The 15,844-nt window shown below is 32.8% G+C and carries 15 protein-coding genes; 13 read left to right on the top strand and 2 right to left on the bottom strand.

Annotated elements, in window-relative coordinates; genetic code table 11:
- The first annotated feature begins 99 nt into the window (after positions 1 to 99).
- The 6 genes from HMPREF2801_RS04255 to HMPREF2801_RS04280 all read left to right on the top strand — a co-directional run bounded on the left by HMPREF2801_RS04255 (position 100) and on the right by HMPREF2801_RS04280 (position 6,318).
- Positions 100 to 438: an SdpI family protein gene (locus HMPREF2801_RS04255; protein WP_070610705.1), complete on the top strand. Its 339-nt coding sequence runs from the start codon at positions 100 to 102 to the stop codon at positions 436 to 438.
- Positions 439 to 1,078: 640 nt separating this feature from the next.
- The gene (locus HMPREF2801_RS04260; protein WP_070610706.1) at positions 1,079 to 2,377 is read left to right on the top strand and encodes an ATP-binding protein; all 1,299 of its coding nucleotides are present in this window, start codon (positions 1,079 to 1,081) and stop codon (positions 2,375 to 2,377) included.
- 521 nt (positions 2,378 to 2,898) lie between these two features.
- The gene (locus HMPREF2801_RS04265; protein WP_070610707.1) at positions 2,899 to 3,654 is read left to right on the top strand and encodes a transglutaminase domain-containing protein; all 756 of its coding nucleotides are present in this window, start codon (positions 2,899 to 2,901) and stop codon (positions 3,652 to 3,654) included.
- Positions 3,655 to 4,193: 539 nt separating this feature from the next.
- The gene (locus tag HMPREF2801_RS04270; protein WP_246829973.1) at positions 4,194 to 4,847 is read left to right on the top strand and encodes an SIMPL domain-containing protein; all 654 of its coding nucleotides are present in this window, start codon (positions 4,194 to 4,196) and stop codon (positions 4,845 to 4,847) included.
- Between the two features lie 241 nt (positions 4,848 to 5,088).
- The gene (locus tag HMPREF2801_RS04275) at positions 5,089 to 5,763 is read left to right on the top strand and encodes a DNA alkylation repair protein (RefSeq protein ID WP_070610709.1); all 675 of its coding nucleotides are present in this window, start codon (positions 5,089 to 5,091) and stop codon (positions 5,761 to 5,763) included.
- Positions 5,764 to 5,895: 132 nt separating this feature from the next.
- Entirely contained in the window at positions 5,896 to 6,318 is a 423-nt protein-coding gene (locus tag HMPREF2801_RS04280; RefSeq protein ID WP_070610710.1) for a hypothetical protein, read from the top strand.
- Positions 6,319 to 6,668: 350 nt separating this feature from the next.
- On the opposite strand, the gene HMPREF2801_RS04285 is transcribed toward HMPREF2801_RS04280, so the two are convergent.
- Positions 6,669 to 7,139, bottom strand: a complete 471-nt coding sequence (locus HMPREF2801_RS04285; RefSeq protein WP_070610711.1) for a hypothetical protein — start codon at positions 7,137 to 7,139, stop codon at positions 6,669 to 6,671.
- Positions 7,140 to 7,507: 368 nt separating this feature from the next.
- Between HMPREF2801_RS04285 and HMPREF2801_RS09170 the strand changes: the two genes are divergently transcribed.
- The 3 genes from HMPREF2801_RS09170 (at position 7,508) to HMPREF2801_RS04300 (ending at position 10,181) form a co-directional block, all read left to right on the top strand.
- Positions 7,508 to 8,074, top strand: a complete 567-nt coding sequence (locus HMPREF2801_RS09170; RefSeq protein WP_070610712.1) for an S-layer homology domain-containing protein — start codon at positions 7,508 to 7,510, stop codon at positions 8,072 to 8,074.
- A gap of 8 nt (positions 8,075 to 8,082) precedes the next feature.
- Positions 8,083 to 8,283, top strand: coding sequence for an S-layer homology domain-containing protein (locus HMPREF2801_RS04295; protein WP_070610713.1), 201 nt, complete (start codon positions 8,083 to 8,085; stop codon positions 8,281 to 8,283).
- Positions 8,284 to 8,687: 404 nt separating this feature from the next.
- The gene (locus HMPREF2801_RS04300; RefSeq protein ID WP_070610714.1) at positions 8,688 to 10,181 is read left to right on the top strand and encodes a hypothetical protein; all 1,494 of its coding nucleotides are present in this window, start codon (positions 8,688 to 8,690) and stop codon (positions 10,179 to 10,181) included.
- Positions 10,182 to 10,353: 172 nt separating this feature from the next.
- Here the strand turns inward: HMPREF2801_RS04300 and HMPREF2801_RS04305 are convergent, their stop codons facing one another.
- A complete protein-coding gene (locus tag HMPREF2801_RS04305; RefSeq protein ID WP_083303709.1) occupies positions 10,354 to 11,262 on the bottom strand; it encodes a DMT family transporter in 909 nt (302 codons plus the stop codon).
- Positions 11,263 to 11,605: 343 nt separating this feature from the next.
- Here HMPREF2801_RS04305 and HMPREF2801_RS04310 point away from each other — a divergent pair, with 343 nt between their 5' ends.
- From HMPREF2801_RS04310 to HMPREF2801_RS04325, 4 genes are all read left to right on the top strand, one after another.
- Complete coding sequence (locus HMPREF2801_RS04310) at positions 11,606 to 12,196, top strand: TetR-like C-terminal domain-containing protein (RefSeq protein WP_070610716.1); 591 nt, start codon at positions 11,606 to 11,608, stop codon at positions 12,194 to 12,196.
- 99 nt (positions 12,197 to 12,295) lie between these two features.
- Positions 12,296 to 14,089, top strand: a complete 1,794-nt coding sequence (locus tag HMPREF2801_RS04315) for an oleate hydratase (protein WP_070610717.1) — start codon at positions 12,296 to 12,298, stop codon at positions 14,087 to 14,089.
- A gap of 210 nt (positions 14,090 to 14,299) precedes the next feature.
- Complete coding sequence (locus HMPREF2801_RS04320) at positions 14,300 to 14,821, top strand: GNAT family N-acetyltransferase (RefSeq protein WP_070610718.1); 522 nt, start codon at positions 14,300 to 14,302, stop codon at positions 14,819 to 14,821.
- A 32-nt stretch (positions 14,822 to 14,853) separates the two neighbouring features.
- Complete coding sequence (locus HMPREF2801_RS04325; protein WP_070610719.1) at positions 14,854 to 15,774, top strand: carbon-nitrogen hydrolase family protein; 921 nt, start codon at positions 14,854 to 14,856, stop codon at positions 15,772 to 15,774.
- Positions 15,775 to 15,844: the final 70 nt, after the last annotated feature.

The raw sequence follows: 15,844 nt of genomic DNA on the forward strand, positions 1-15,844 counted from the left end.
CAAGCCATGGTGAAGTAATTTGTTTATTGTCAAGAAATAAGATTATAGGTTATAATAGTGTTGAAAGTAGTAGCTTTTAGGATTTTTAGAGGGTTTTGTATGAGTTTTGAAAAAATTGTAATCAGTTTATTACCTATAGCGGGGTTGTTTTTGTCTTTTTTTTATAAGTATAAAGCAAATAGAAATATCAGTAAGTATAGTGGATTTAGAACAGCATTAAGTATGAAATCAAAAGAAAACTGGGAGTATGGGCATAAGTATGCAGCTAAACTTTTGCGAATATATGCTATATTTTTTATATTATTAAATATTATAATAATAGTTAGTAATAGTTTAAATAATTCAACTATGACAGTCATAGTTATATTGCAAATGCTATTTTACTTCATCATTGGATATAAAGTAAATAATGCTTTGGCGAAAAAAGAAAATAGTTAGAATCTATTAAGAATTAAAAAAGGATTAAGTTATGTATATTGAAAATAAAAAGAATAAACCAATAATACAAGGTGACGACATTGAGTCTAGGGGTGTAGTATTAATTCTTATAACTTTAGTTGCTAATGCAAATGTTGCATGAACGCAAATGTAAATATAATTATTAATGCTAATGTAATAGCAAGGGTAAGCGGTGTTTTAAATTACAAATTAACTTCTGATAGAAAAAAGTATAGTTTATGATGAAAAGCTTAAAGTAATATTTAAATCAGGACCTGAAGTTGAAATAGAAAATTGACAAGAATAAAAACTAAGTACTCAATAAAATCAACAGTACCCGACACGCCTCTTAAAGTGGTGTAAGTCGGGTCTTTTGATTGTAAAAAAATCAGCCCCACCATTATGGTAAGGGCTTGTTCATTAGGAATTACACCATAAAAATCTAAATATAGAATAGTGCCAAATGCTCGAATAAAAACTGGACAAATACGTGAATGGAAATGTTAAACACTAATTTAAAAATATATCCGATGTGGAACTATTTCTAAATAGATTTGAGTTATATGATTTTACACTTTATAATATACTTAGATTGAGTTCCGAAACGGAAATAGTTCTAAATAAATAGAGGTGTAGGCGTATGGAAATAAAGCGTGATTATTATTTAGATAAATTAATAAGAAAAAAAGACAATGGGTTCATTAAGATTATTACAGGAATAAGAAGAAGTGGTAAATCTTATTTACTTAATAATCTATTTTATAATTATTTGCTTGAGAATGGAGTAGATGAAAAGCAAATTATAAAATTTGCATTTGATTCAGGAAAAGATTTATTAAAAATTGGCGAAGATTTAATAGATTTAGATGTACTAAGCGGTGAAAGATTAGTAGATCCTAAAAAATTTTTAGACTATATCATGAGTAAAACGAATGATAACGATAAATTTTATATCCTCTTAGATGAAGTTCAATTGCTTAAATCTTTTGAGCAAGTCTTAAATGGATTTTTGCGTCAAGACAATTTTGATGTTTATGTTACTGGTAGTAATTCTAGATTCTTATCTAAGGATGTCATTACTGAATTTTCAGGTAGGGGTGATGAGATTCATATTATGCCCCTTGTATTTTCTGAATTTCTTCAAACTTATGATGGCGACAAAGAAGATGCTTTTGCTGAATATCAAGTTTACGGAGGTTTACCAGCTGGAGCTTTAATGAAAAGGGATGAAGATAAGATGAATTATCTAAAGGGGCAACTCGAAAATGTATATTTGCGAGATATTGTTCATAGGTATGACATACGCTTAACTTCTGAACTAGAAGACTTACTTAATATTTTAGCATCAGGAATTTCAAGTCTTACGAATCCAAGTAAAATAGCTTCAACTTTTAAGTCCATAAAAAAATCTAAAATTTCCGCAAATACAATTGATAAGTTTATAGGCTACTTTGAAGATTCTTTTATCTTAAAAAGAGTATATAGATATGATGTTAAAGGGAGAAAATATATAGGCACACCTTATAAAATATACTTTGAAGATCTAGGACTTAGAAATGCAAGATTAAATTTTAGGCAGATAGAACCAACTCACTTAATGGAAAATATCATTTATAACGAATTAAGATATCGTGGCTATATGGTCGATGTAGGAATGGTCTTGAAAAGGGAAAATATTAATAATAAAGATATAAAGAAACAACTTGAAGTTGACTTCATAGCTAACCTTGGAAGCAAAAGATATTATATTCAATCTGCATATAGCCTCCCATCCATAGATAAAACAAATCAAGAAAAAGCGTCCTTGTTAAATATTGATGACTCATTTAAGAAAATTATTATCGTGAAAGATCGAATAAAGCCGTTTTTAGATGAAAATGGAATACTCACTATTAATTTATTTGACTTCTTATTGGATAAAGATAGTTTAGATTTATAATAAATCACCTATAAGTTATGAATATATTAACACAGATGGATTTTTTAAAAAATATCAAGTTTTATCCATACTGACCACACAAGCCATGATGAAGCCCTAACACTTCTCGTGAGGTAATTCGAATAATGATCTCACAAGAAGAGGTATGTCAGCAGACATTTGTGCCAAATCAAAGATTTGGGCAAATGGTTGCATCAGACCTACATTGATTCGCTTTCGCTCATCATGTTAGGTCTTGATCATGCCAAGAATCTCCAAGAAAAGCGACTAATAAGGGAGCTTTGATTGGCAAGATTCGACGGCGGAGGCTATAGCCATATTGTCTAAACTGAATCCAGGGACCACTTAGATTTAGAAATAGGTGACGATGAATAAAGAGAAATAGAATTTAAGAAAAAAGCAATAGAAGATGCATTTATGTATTTTGGAATGGTGTAAGGAACACCTACATTTAAAGATCCTAAAAGAAGCTTATATCTTATACCAGCTAAGAAGACTAGTATAGAAAAAGGGAAAATACAATGGAAAAATGTAAGATTTTAACAAGTAAAGAAGAACTTGGCTTGGTTGTCAAAAAAGTTTTCTATGAAGCTAAAGATAAGGAAGCTTATAAGCCCATAACTATAAAAATTAATGAAGGATTAAAAAACTTTTTAGAACAAACTAAGGGAAGACATGGAATAGATAAAGAGTTTATAATCCCAGGTAGTTCAAGCTTAAATAATCTTTTAGTTGTTCGTGTTGAGGATATAAGACCTGAAGGCGACTATTATGAATGTGACTTATTGGTCCAATTTTTTCCAGAAAAAGAAGATTTTAAAGATTTAATGGAGCTGGAAGAAAAAATAAAGGAGAAGCTAGATGAAGGCTTAACAGATTTAGAAAAGGCTGAATTTCTTAACACCTACATTAACGAGAATATTAGCTATGATAAAGAGCACAGATCCAGGTCTGCTCTTGCCGCTGCTATAAGTCACAAGGGAACCTGCGTTGCTTTTTCTCAACTTTTTCAGATCTTTGGTGAGGCAGTAGGTTTAAAGGTAGGATGCATTAGTAGTAATGTCATGAAACATCGTTGGAACTATGTAATCATAGGTGATGAGACTTATTATATTGACACCACTTTTAATGCAACAAATAATAAGTCAAAAAAACTTTTCTTCCAAACAAGTCCGATTCATTTAGAAAGAGGAGCCGATCAAAAAATAGCTGTGCCAATTATAGACCAATATAATTCTAAGAAAAGCTGTTTCAAAATAATCAAAAATAGAATATGAAATCTTCACTTTTGGAAATCCTAAGCTTACAGTTAAGATCCCTATAGAGCCATGAAGGAGATTGTTGTTGAAAAAACTACAGATATTTTTGATTGGGCTATCAAGGAAAGTGAAGATGTAATAGAAGATGTTTACTGGAACTTTTGAGAGGACGGTAGTCTAATGCTAGTGGATGAGGTGATGGAAAAATAAGACATTTTAGATTGGAAGAGTTTGATTAAGGAGGAAACCTATTAACAAACCTTGTTTGATCGAATCATGTCTATATTGGGCAAGGGTTAATGGTATCCCAAAATGGAAAAGAATATGGCAATGTAAGGGAAAAATAGAAGGAAGAGTATAATTATTTTATTAATCTAACTTTTGTTAATTCCAAATCCATTTGACTGAAGGTAAGAAGTTGTCTCTTCCTATAGAAGGCTTCTATATTCTTATAGGACTTATGGCGTGGTAGACAGAGATGACTCGCATTATAGTTTCAGTGGATTTTTGATTTTCCATTCAATTTTTTAAATTAAATATAAAATTTAGGAGGAATTATGAAAACAATTAGAGTAACTGGAATGGGAAGTGTCTCTGTTAAGCCGGACACCACTAGTCTAAGAATAACTTTTGGAGGAATTTACAAAGACTACGAAGAAACTGTGAGACAGTCTGCGGAGAAGACCAAGATTTTAAGAGAAGCCATAGAAAAGTCTGGGCTCCCTGGCGAAGCTCTAAAGACCAAGGATTTTTCAATAGAGTCAGAATACGAAAGCTACAGAGATTACAATAATGATTACAAGAAAAGATTTCTTGGCTACAAATTTTACCATAGGACACAGATTCAGTTTCCAAAGGACAATAAAATGCTGGGTCGTGTCCTATACGAACTGTCCCTATGTTCTGTTAAGGTTGAATTTTCAATTGACTACACTGTGAAGGACAAAGACGCAGTGAAGAAAGAAGTTATTAAACGTGCGGTGGAAAATTCCAGAGAAAAGGCAGAGATTATGGCAATAGCTGCAGGAGTTAGCTTGGGAGAAGTGCAATCCATAGATTATTCTTGGGGAGAAATAGATATAAGAACATCTCCAGTTGATAAGTTAGAAGTGAGAAAATCATATGCCTTGGAACCATCCTATGACATTGATATAGAACCAGATGACATAGACTTAGCAGATACAGTGACAATGGTATGGGAAATAATATAGTAGGTGAATAAGCTTCGCTTACAGATTTAAAATGGCAAAACTTTTAAATAAACTAAAGAAATTATAAGAGTTATGAAATCTACAAGTTGATGCTAAAAGCAAGGATTCATGTCAGGCTTATCCAAAGAAATGCCAGTGGATAGGAAGCATTGCCTGGTGAAAGTTAAGACGGAGTGTGTGGTATTGATGTCAAAGATCAATTGTAGAACGACAAGTTATAATTTTATGGAGAGTGAAATAAGTGAATATGAAAGAAGAATTATTGGCATTGCAGGATATTTCATACGCTGATTTTCAGGCGAAATTGACACCAAATATACCGAGAGAGCTTTTTATTGGGGTTAGAGTTCCTGAGTTGAGAAAGCTTGCTAAAAAAGTTGCTGAGGAGCCAGAAACATCTAAATTTCTTAAGGATTTGCCGCATAAATACTATGATGAAAATATGCTTCACGGACTCATCATCTCTGAAATTAAAGACTATGATGTCTGTATTGTGGCAGTTGATGAATTTTTGCCTTATGTAGATAATTGGGCTGTTTGCGATATTATGTCTCCCAAGATTTTCAAGAAGAATAAAGAAGCACTTTTGGAAAAAATTAAAGAATGGTCCTCATCGGAAAAGACCTATACTTGCCGTTTTGGAATTGAGATGTTAATGTCTCACTTCCTTGATGATGATTTTAAGCAAGAGTATTTGGAAATACCTCTTTCTGTTAATTGTGAAGACTATTATGTTCAAATGATGGTTGCGTGGTTTTTTGCAACTGCCTTGGCAAAAGAGTGGGATGCGACCATAAAATACATGGAAGATCAGCGCTTAGATAGGTGGACTCACAATAAGGCAATACAGAAAGCACGTGAAAGTAGGCGTATTACACCTAAACAAAAAGAATATTTAAAATCATTCAAAGTATGACAAATTTCAGTTGATAGTGAAATTTAACTTTCACTTCGTCTGGTTCTTATGATTGCAAAAATTTGGAGTTAGATTGAGAATAATTTTAATTAACTTAGCAGTAGAAATAGGAATGTGAGGTCTTATATTAAAGTGAAAAAAACAATAAAATTAATAATTGCATTCATTTCAATAGTAGTCATGTATTTTGCATTTGATTACTTATCTGTCACAAGTCCAAAAACTGTAAAGTTTAATCAATTAGATGAATTTAGACAAGAAGTATTAAATGACTATAATGTCTCTGAGATAGATATTTACTTTTTTAGACCAAGTCTTTTCATAGAAATCAACTCAGAAGATAAACTAACTAATGAAATTAGAAATGAGATTATTGAAAAATTAAGACCAATAATTAATAGAACCAATATGGATATAATTTCAGAGAAATATTGGGGCAAAGATACATCACTTTTTTACGTACGTATTTACTTTAATGAAATAAAAGAGAATACAAAAATAAAATATTTAGAAATAGAACTTTCTCAAAGCAAAGATTATAAAGATTGGAATTAGTTAAAGATTAGTAATTAAGAATTTACAAATATAATGGATTATAGGAAAGCTATTTTATTACTCAAATTGATATTCTATATATAGGAATAGAATTATATATTCCAACATAGGAGGCTTTTGAAAAAATTAAAATATACATATTAATCATTCAAGCTATGCAGAAGTAATTACTCTCCTTGGGAAAACCGAATAATTATTTTATAAGGCTTTTGGGTTAAAAAAACCCTAAAGTCCTTTTTTTATTTATTTGCGTCCCAATCATTTTTACAAATTATCAAAATAAGAAAATAAGCAAAGTACGAAATATAAGTTTTATCCTTTGCTTAATTGTTAGTTTTTTGTTTTAAAGATTAATCGTAAGGAATTATATAGGATGGATGACTGAGGATTTTTTTAAGCTCTCCCAAAAGTAAAGGCAAAAATTCTGTGTAGGCTTTTCCTCCGGCTGGATAAAAAAGGTCCCATATTTTAGGGAGAGAATGAAAAGCAGCTTGCCTGAATTCAAAAATTAGACTTAATAAAATTGGGATAAGTGGCAACAAGGCCAAGGCTAAAAAGTGGACTAAGTGGGCTCTTGCTTTTTCTATATCCCTTTTCCAAAAATAGAATAAAGTAGAGAAAAGCAAGTACCAAAATAGGATGAATCCTACTATTAGGCCTATAATTGAAAGGACAATAAAGAAAATTCGAAAAGGCCACTGATAAGCTGGACCCTGAAAAAACATAGCTAAAAGAGAGTTAAGGGGACTAATTAAAAATAGTATAATTCCTATTTTTATGAGTCTATAATAGTTTATATGAAAAAATTTATTTTTATTCATAGTTAGCTCCTTGGATAATTGGAAATTAAGGTCAAGCACAAGAATTTAAGTCTTCCTAGCTTATATGCTACTCTTTTGTTTTATGAATAGCAAATAAAAAAATAATAGGCCTTCTTTGAAATATAATAAAATACATAAAGAAATTTTAAATAGAGAACTATTGTGGCATTTAAAATCAAATTTTCCAAAATTTAATACTAATTTTAACATCTAACTTGAAGGTGTTTTTTTATCCCTAATTTCCTAAAAATTTTTTAAATTTTTATAAAAAATCACCCAAAAGGATGATGTGCTAAAGGTAGACTTGATATAAAATTGTTGTAAAAGAATAAACGTTGACTTTAAATTAATTTTAAGGAGGTTGTAATATGAAATTTATGAGAAAAACTCTTGCCGGGACTTTGGCTATGCTAATGATGATTTTTATTCTGTCATCAGCAGTTTTTGCCACAGAACTTGTGGGCAATTTCCAATATCCAGAATTTAACGACACATACGAAAACCCAGGCGACTTTATCCTTGGCGATATAACTGATCAGGAGCTTATTGATTATCTTGGCTTCAAGGACCTTAAGGCTGAGTCTTGGTACCTCAGGTATGTCTACATAGCATACTTCGATAAGATAATGAAGGGCAAGTCTAAAGAAATCTTTGATCCCCTTGGCAAGGTGACTATGGCAGAGCTTGCTTGCATCTCTGCCAAGGCCCACTCTAAATTAATGGTGGCAAGTTCTGATTTCAAGCAAGTGAAGGGCGAGGCTTGGTACATGCCTTATGTGCAATACTGCTACGAAAATGGCATCTACGATAACGACAAGGTTGATTCTGGAAAAATTAGTCTTGAAAAGGCTGAGGACTGGAATAGGGCAGCTAAGAGGTGCGAGGTTGCTGGCATGCTTGGTCGCTGCGACACTTTTATAAGAAGGGCTTCATAAATCCCGATGTGCCTCTCACAGACATTTCTGATGTCAAGGAAAGCACACCTTATGCAGAAGAAATCTTGCTTTTATACAGATCTGGAGTTGCAGTTGGCGATGTCAATATGAACTTTAGTCCAATGCAAAAGGTATCCAGAGCTGAAATAGCTGCCATGACTACAAGACTTTTGCACGACGAATTTAAGATTGAACTTCCAAAAGGTTAAAGCTAATCTTATAAATCTTAAAAATTATTTTTGGACAAGGGGAGAAATTTTTTATAAACCACGACCCTGACACAAAGAATACTGTGAAAAAAAATTCGGAGTACTGTAAAGGATTTAGCATTTTAAAAACTTGAAGTAATTTAATTTTAATAGTATCCAATTATCCAAATTGGATGTAAGTAACAAAATGTAGAATAACAATACTAAGATAGTTACAATCTATTGGTTCATTCTTTTTAAAAAAATTTAATTCGCTCCTAAAAAATATAAAAGTAAAGAGGGTTTAGATTAGCTAGACCTTCTTTATTTACATAAAGTCACGTCGCTATTTTAATTGGTGCAGAAACTTTTCTGCTCTATTATAATTAAGTTAAGAGATACTTATTATTTATGTGAGGGATATTATGAAAAGAAATTTTAAAATTTTTATTATTTTGATAGTGGCTCTTGCTCTCCTTGCTGGATGTCAGAAGGAGACCACTTCGACAGAGGGACCAAGGGAAAATACAAGTAATGCAATTGAGGCTAATGCTGATAATCAGAAAAATGAAGAAGGTGAAGATTCCAAGAAGACTTCTTCTAAGGATAAAGAGAATTTAAAGCCAGTTAAGGGGGCAATTATTGGCTCTATGTCTTCCTATGTTGAGGACAGGGAAATCTGGAATGACTTCATTGATGAGAAAAATATAGGATCTGCAAAGAGGGATGAATTTGGTCTTCATTTGCCAAGGATACTTTTGGACTCTAGGGATGCAAAGAAGGCAAACCAAGAGATTGACGAAATTGCAGATAATTTAAGAAAAATTTACCAGTCTGGCAAGGGAAAGATGGAGGAGGATGAAACTGGAATATATTCTTCATTTTCAGTTTACCAAGACGACCATGTATTGAGCTTAATGATTGAGATTTACGATACTTGGATGGACGATCCTCCAGGCTATTTTGCCTATAATTTTTCTCTACCTGATGGAAAATTTATCGACGACTATGAACTGATGAAAAATTTTGGCGTGGAAAAGGATGAGATTTTGGGCATTATTGAAGATAGCTTGAGAGAAGAGCAAGATTGGACTACTATGAACTACAACAATGACGTCCTTGACTATACCTTTATCTATAATAAAAACAACTCTACTGGTTTGATTTTCAAGGAAGTGTGGGACAATTTCGAAAGTAATGAAAATAAAATTTATATAGACGAAGTTGGTAAAGCTCACTTCCTCTTAAGTCAGTATCCAATTGTAAACATGGTCCCTTGCCCAGTAACTTTAGAGCTTAAGGCAGACAGATTTAATAGGGATCCAATTTCTGCTGAGTATTTGAAAATGGCGAGAAAGCTTGGCATAGACCCCAAGGACAAAAACCACAAGGCTTTTATAATCCACCTTGGCGCTGCCTTTGATGAAGAAAGCTTGGCTGCCACTCTTGAAAAATTAAGTGCCTGGACAACTATATTTTTAAATTTTGATGACCCTAATATGCTTGTTTCCATGAAACAAAGCGAGGGTGGCGACATGCCTTATCTAAATGGAGAGGAGTGTTATTTAATCATTCCTAAGTACAGGAATGCATCTGTTTCTTTAAAGGAATTGGAAATTTCTCAAGATGGAAAGTTAAAAGAAGTGCCAAATGAATTATTAGATTTTAATGCTTGTGCTGGAACAACTTTTGTCTGTCAAAACATTAGTGATATCGCTCCAAATGGAAAGATCACCATAAGGTACAGAGACGATGTAATAGAATTTTCACCTTCCATTAGTTTGAAGGATGGCAGCCTGATGCTGCCAGAGGGAGTGACTGACGCAGAAGATATCCTCGATTGGAAGAGCCTAGCACAAGAAAATATTTATTCACCAAGAATGTTTGAAATAATGAAGTCTATAATTGGAAAGGGTTAATAGTTTTTTGAGGCAATAACTTTTAAAGACAAGTTAAGCAAGAATATAAACATTAAAAAAATAGGAGAAAGGAAAAAGGCACTTACAGAAGTAGGTGCCTTTTGTATGCCTAGATTTATAAGGCATAATGTTTAAAATTAATTTTATTTTTCTAGCTATTTTATTTTTACGATTAGGCTTTATTTTCTCTAGGCTTGTCCTTTACTGAAAGGAAAACTGTTAAGATAATGCAGAAAAAGCCTGCTAATTCTACTAAAGAAAATCTCATTCCCAAAAATATGGAAGCAAGTAGGGTAGCAGAGGCTGGTTCCAAGCAACCTATTAGGGTTGCCTTAACTGGACCAATATGTTTTACGCCTTCAAGAAAAACTGAAAATCCAAGGGCTGTTCCGATAACAATTATTATGGCAATCATTAGCCAAGCTATGAAGTCAAGATCCTTGGGTAAGATCCAAGCCTTGGTCAAGATAGATATAAGGATGCCGCCTAGAAGCATGCCCCAACCAGTTACGATAATATTCCCCCAAGAAGCTATGATTGGCCTGGAAAAAAGTGTATAGGTTATAACACCTACAGCTGAGAGTAAGCCATAAATAAGTCCAGCTTTTGAAATATTCATATTTCCTGGATTTCCTCCAGTGGAAATTAAGTAGGTTCCATAGACAGCCAAGAAAACTGCTAAAATTTGAGAAAATCTCATCTTAGTTTTTGTAACTATGGACATAAATACAATCATTATGACAACATTAAGACTTTGCAAGACTGTTGCCGTTGCAGAATCTGAATATTTTATGGCGCTGATAAAGGCGTACTGGCACAATAAAAGTCCTAGTATGGCAAAGGCAAAGAGGCAAGCTAGGTCCTTGGGAACAGTCCAAATTTTTATGACCTTATCCTTTTCCTTAAGGGCCCTTAAAATTAATAGTAAAATTCCTGATAAGACCATTCGTATTGCCGTGACCCAAGATGAATCAATATCATAATTCATAAAAAGATATTGACCGCATACACCAGAGATGCCCCAACTAATAGCACCAAAGGATGCAAAAAACGAACCTTTCAAATTACTTTCACTATTCAAAAAATCTTCCCCCCTAGATGATAAATAAACTTTTTTTATATTTTAAGTAAAAAATTTCTAATAAAAATATAATCTTATAATGCCAATAATAAGAAAGAGTGGAAAAGCCTATAAGAAAAATTTGAGTTTATTCTTTCTTCTTTCTCATAAGCCTACGTTTATGAGAGAGATTATAGTATACTTTAATGTAAAAGACAACAAGTCTGACTTTTATTAGTATTTTATTGAAAATTATTTTTTTAATATCAAATTAAATATTATTTTTTTATCTCTTTCTCAATTTTAATATTTCATAAATTGGGGAAATATATAATAGGACTTTATTTTAGAAAGGGGTCTTGATATGGCGAAAAATTATACTAAAGATTTGATAAGAAAAGAATTTATTAAACTTTTAAATAAAAAGAAATTACATAATATTACTGTTACAGAATTAGCTAAGGCATGCAACATTGAGAGAAAAACTTTTTACTATCACTATGAAAATTTGACGGAATTGGTAAAGGAAATCTTTGATGAAGAACTTGAAAGAGTAATTGAAGAATTTAATGAGACCTTATCATGGGAAGAAAGTTTTATTTTAGCGGCTAAATTTATTTTAGATAATAAAAAAGTTGTAAAGCACATTTATGAGTCTGATTATAGAATGGATCTTGAGAAATATATTTTTTCTATTTCAGGCGAAATTATGAGAAAATATGTCATTCGAGTAGCCAAGGATACTAAGGCGCAAGAAGTTGATATAAAATTAATTGCTTATTTTTATCAATGTGCCCTTAGTTCTTCCCTTATTCAATGGGTTGCCACTGACATGAAAACAGATCCAAAAGCTGTTACTCGTAGGATTGGAGAGTTAATGGATGGAAATATTTTACTTTCTTTAAAGAGAAGTGAAAAACTAGAAAAATTCACCCAAAATTTTGATATTGAGTAAAAGTTACCCAAGTAGGCTCTTTTGGTAGATGATTCTTTATCTTATAAATGTTTTAATGAATACAGAAGGAAAGATAAAGAACTATTAAAGGAGGATATTATGGAACTTAAAACTCATGATAAAAGACTTAAATTAACTAATGGAGATTTTCAAAGATTAGTTAAGGCTAGGAAACCAGAAGGTATTGAAGAAAAATCTGCATATCTAGTTGGAACAGGAATTGCAGCACTTACTGCAGCTTGCTTTTTAATTAGAGATGCTCACATGGAAGGTAAAAAAATTACTTTCTTAGAACAATTAGATATTCCTGGTGGTTCACTTGACGGTGAATACATGGATACTAGAGGATATGTTGCTCGTGGTGGTAGAGAAACTGGGGCTCACTTCGAATGTCTATGGGATATTTGGAGTTCTATCCCAAGCTTAGAAGACCCAGAAATGAGTGTTTTAGACGATTATTTCTATACTAACTACGACGATCCAAACTTCAGCAACTGTCGTATTACTCACAAGCAAGGTGAAAGATATGATGATGGCAAATTTAATTTAACTCAAGATCAAGTTAAAGAAATTGCAGAACTTTGTATGACAAGTGATGAAAATCTTGATGATAAGGCAATTGAAGATATTTTCTCAGATGGTCTTTTAAATTCAGATTTCTGGACTTTGTGGAGAACTATGTTTGCCTTTGAAAATTGGCACTCTGCCTTAGAAATGAAACTATATTTAAATCGTTTCATTCACCATGTTGGCGGACTTACAAATTTATCCGCCCTTAGATTTACAAGATATGACCAATACAATTCAATTGTAAAGCCTATGGTTAAGTATCTTGAAAACCATGGATGTAAATTCCAATACAATATTAAAGTAACAGATGTAGATTTTGATATTTCTGAAAACAGAAAGGTTGCTACAAAAATAATAGCTGAGGATAAAGATGGAAATGATAAGTCTATTGACTTAACAGAAAATGATTTATTATTCATCACAAATGGTTCTATGACAGAAAATTCTAGTTATGGTGATGACAATACTCCAGCAGAACTTTCAGATGAACAAACTGGTTGCTGGGAAATGTGGAAAAACATTGCTAAAAAATCAGATGACTTTGGTAATCCTGAAGTATTTTGCTCTGATGTAGAAAAGAGTAATTGGGAATCATGTACAGTAACTTGCCATGATGACTCTGTTCCAAAATATATTGAAAAAATTACAAAGAGGAGTCCTTACGGTGGAAAGACTGTAACTGGTGGTATAGTAACTTGTGTAGATTCAAGCTGGCTTATGTCTTGGACAATAAATAGACAAGGACAATACCCAGAACAACCTGAAAACGACATTTGTGTTTGGGTTTATGGTTTATTTACAGATGTTGAAGGCGACTACATCAAAAAGAAAATGAGAGATTGTACAGGAAAAGAAATTACAAAAGAATGGTTATATCATATTGGAGTTCCTGTAAATGAAATTGATGCACTTGCAGAAACTTGTACAGCTGTACCAGTTATGATGCCTTACATTACAGCTCAATTTATGCCTAGAAAATTTGGAGATAGACCACTAGTTGTGCCAAAGGGAGGAGTAAACTTTGCCTTCTTAGGACAATTTGCAGAAACTCTTGACGATCCAGGAAGAGATACAGTATTTACAACAGAATATTCTGGAAGAACAGCTATGGAAGCAGTTTATGTGCTTTGCGGCGTTGAAAAAGCTGTGCCAGAAGTTTATGCTTCAAGATATGACATAAGATATCTTCTAAATGGAATGGTAGCACTATCAGATGGCAAAAAACCGGAACTTCCACTTAGCCCATTACAAAAAATTAAACTTGCTAAGCGTATTAAGGGAACAGATATTGAAGAAATGTTAAAAGAATTTAATATAATTTAAAATTATCATTATATTATAAAAAAATTGGGGCGGTTATTATCGTCCCTTTTTTATACTTTAGGGGCAGAATTTTCATTATGACAACAAAAAGCTTTTAGGATTAGAAAATCTTAGGAGCTTTTTTTCTGTAATTTAATATATAATAAGATTAAGTACACAAACAATGTAATTAAATAAAGTGACAAATAAATTTTAAATTAGGAGATTGATATGATAATAAGAAAAGCGGAGGCAAGGGACCTAGACGCAATTGAAAGCATATACAATAAAATATTATTAAAAGAAGAAGAAAGCGAAGTTACTACTGGCTGGGAGCGAGGAATTTATCCAAGGCGAGAAACGGCTGAGGCAGCTCTTAAAAGAGAAGATATGTTTGTTATAGAAGATGATGGAGCTTTTGTGGGTGCTGGTATAATTAATAAAGAACAGGTAGATGTCTACGCAAAGGCAAAATGGAAATATAGCGCCGAAGATTCGGAGGTCATGGTCCTTCATACCCTTGTAATTGATCCTGATAAAAGTGGCATGGGTTACGGAAAGAGATTTGTAGATTTTTATGAAGACTATACTAGAGAAAATGGTTGTAAGTATTTGCGTATGGATACAAATGAAAGAAATAAAGCTGCTCGCAATCTTTACACGAAGCTAGGTTTTAATGAAATAGACTGCCTTCCTTGCATTTTTAATGGACTTGAGGGAGTAAATCTAATTTTATTTGAAAAAAAGCTTTAAAATTATAAGTAAATTAAAAATTGGAGAGGGTTATGAAAGATATTGAAAAAATTTGTAGGGTCGCCTTGGTGCAAGCTGAGCCAGTAATGTTTGATAAAAAGGTATCTTTGGAGAAGTCTCTAAAATATATTGAAGAAGCAAGTAAAAAAGATCCAGACTTAATTGTCTTCCCTGAACTTTTTATTTCAGGCTATCCCATTGGCATGAATTTTGGTTTTAGCATGGGGAAGAGAAGTGAAGGTGGACGAAAAGACTGGTTGCGCTATTATAATGCATCTCTTGTGGAGGGTGAGGAAGAGTTTCAAAAACTTCTAGAGGCGTCTAAAAAATCTGGAGCCTACATAAGTTTAGGATTTTCAGAAAGAGATCCAGTTAGCGGCACACTTTATAACAGCAATGTTATTTTTGAACCCAAGGGAACTTATAAAATACATAGAAAATTAAAACCAACTGGAAGTGAGCGACTTCTTTGGGGAGATGCCAACAGAAATTATTTTCCAATCACAGAAACAGCCTTTGGTCCTATTGGCAGTCTAATCTGTTGGGAAAGTTACATGCCACTTGCTCGTGTTGCTCTCTATGAAAAGGGAATTACAATTTATATTTCGCCTAACACCAATGACAATCCAGAGTGGCAGGCAACAATTCAGCACATAGCAATAGAGGGCAAGTGCTTTTTCATCAATGCCGACATGATTGTCAGGTCTTCCTCTTATCCAAGGGATTTAAATGAAATAGAAGCCTTAAAGGATTTGCCAAGCCTTGTGTGCAGAGGTGGCAGCTGCATTATTGACCCCTACGGACATTATTTGACTGACCCTGTTTGGGATAAGGAAGCAATAATTTACGCAGACCTTGACATGACTTTAGTGGCAGCCTGCAAGATGGAGCACGATGCAGTGGGACATTATGCCAGGCCAGATGTCTTGGAACTAAGGGTTAATGATAAGTAAAAAATATATAAAAAAACATAAAATTTGAGGAAAAAAGGGACAAAAAAAAGACTGGTAAATAAAATTATCC

The sequence above is a fragment of the Peptoniphilus sp. HMSC062D09 genome (genome assembly GCF_001811425.1).
GTDB lineage: Bacteria > Bacillota > Clostridia > Tissierellales > Peptoniphilaceae > Peptoniphilus_A.

Coding starts and splice junctions, on each gene's coding strand:
- HMPREF2801_RS04270 (WP_246829973.1), top strand. CDS start 4,194: ATGAAAACAATTAGAGTAACTGGAATGGGAAGTGTCTCTGTTAAGCCG.
- HMPREF2801_RS04255 (WP_070610705.1), top strand. CDS start 100: ATGAGTTTTGAAAAAATTGTAATCAGTTTATTACCTATAGCGGGGTTG.
- HMPREF2801_RS04320 (WP_070610718.1), top strand. CDS start 14,300: ATGATAATAAGAAAAGCGGAGGCAAGGGACCTAGACGCAATTGAAAGC.
- HMPREF2801_RS04265 (WP_070610707.1), top strand. CDS start 2,899: ATGGAAAAATGTAAGATTTTAACAAGTAAAGAAGAACTTGGCTTGGTT.
- HMPREF2801_RS04260 (WP_070610706.1), top strand. CDS start 1,079: ATGGAAATAAAGCGTGATTATTATTTAGATAAATTAATAAGAAAAAAA.
- HMPREF2801_RS04300 (WP_070610714.1), top strand. CDS start 8,688: ATGAAAAGAAATTTTAAAATTTTTATTATTTTGATAGTGGCTCTTGCT.
- HMPREF2801_RS04310 (WP_070610716.1), top strand. CDS start 11,606: ATGGCGAAAAATTATACTAAAGATTTGATAAGAAAAGAATTTATTAAA.
- HMPREF2801_RS04315 (WP_070610717.1), top strand. CDS start 12,296: ATGGAACTTAAAACTCATGATAAAAGACTTAAATTAACTAATGGAGAT.
- HMPREF2801_RS04325 (WP_070610719.1), top strand. CDS start 14,854: ATGAAAGATATTGAAAAAATTTGTAGGGTCGCCTTGGTGCAAGCTGAG.
- HMPREF2801_RS09170 (WP_070610712.1), top strand. CDS start 7,508: ATGAAATTTATGAGAAAAACTCTTGCCGGGACTTTGGCTATGCTAATG.
- HMPREF2801_RS04285 (WP_070610711.1), bottom strand. CDS start 7,139: ATGAATAAAAATAAATTTTTTCATATAAACTATTATAGACTCATAAAA.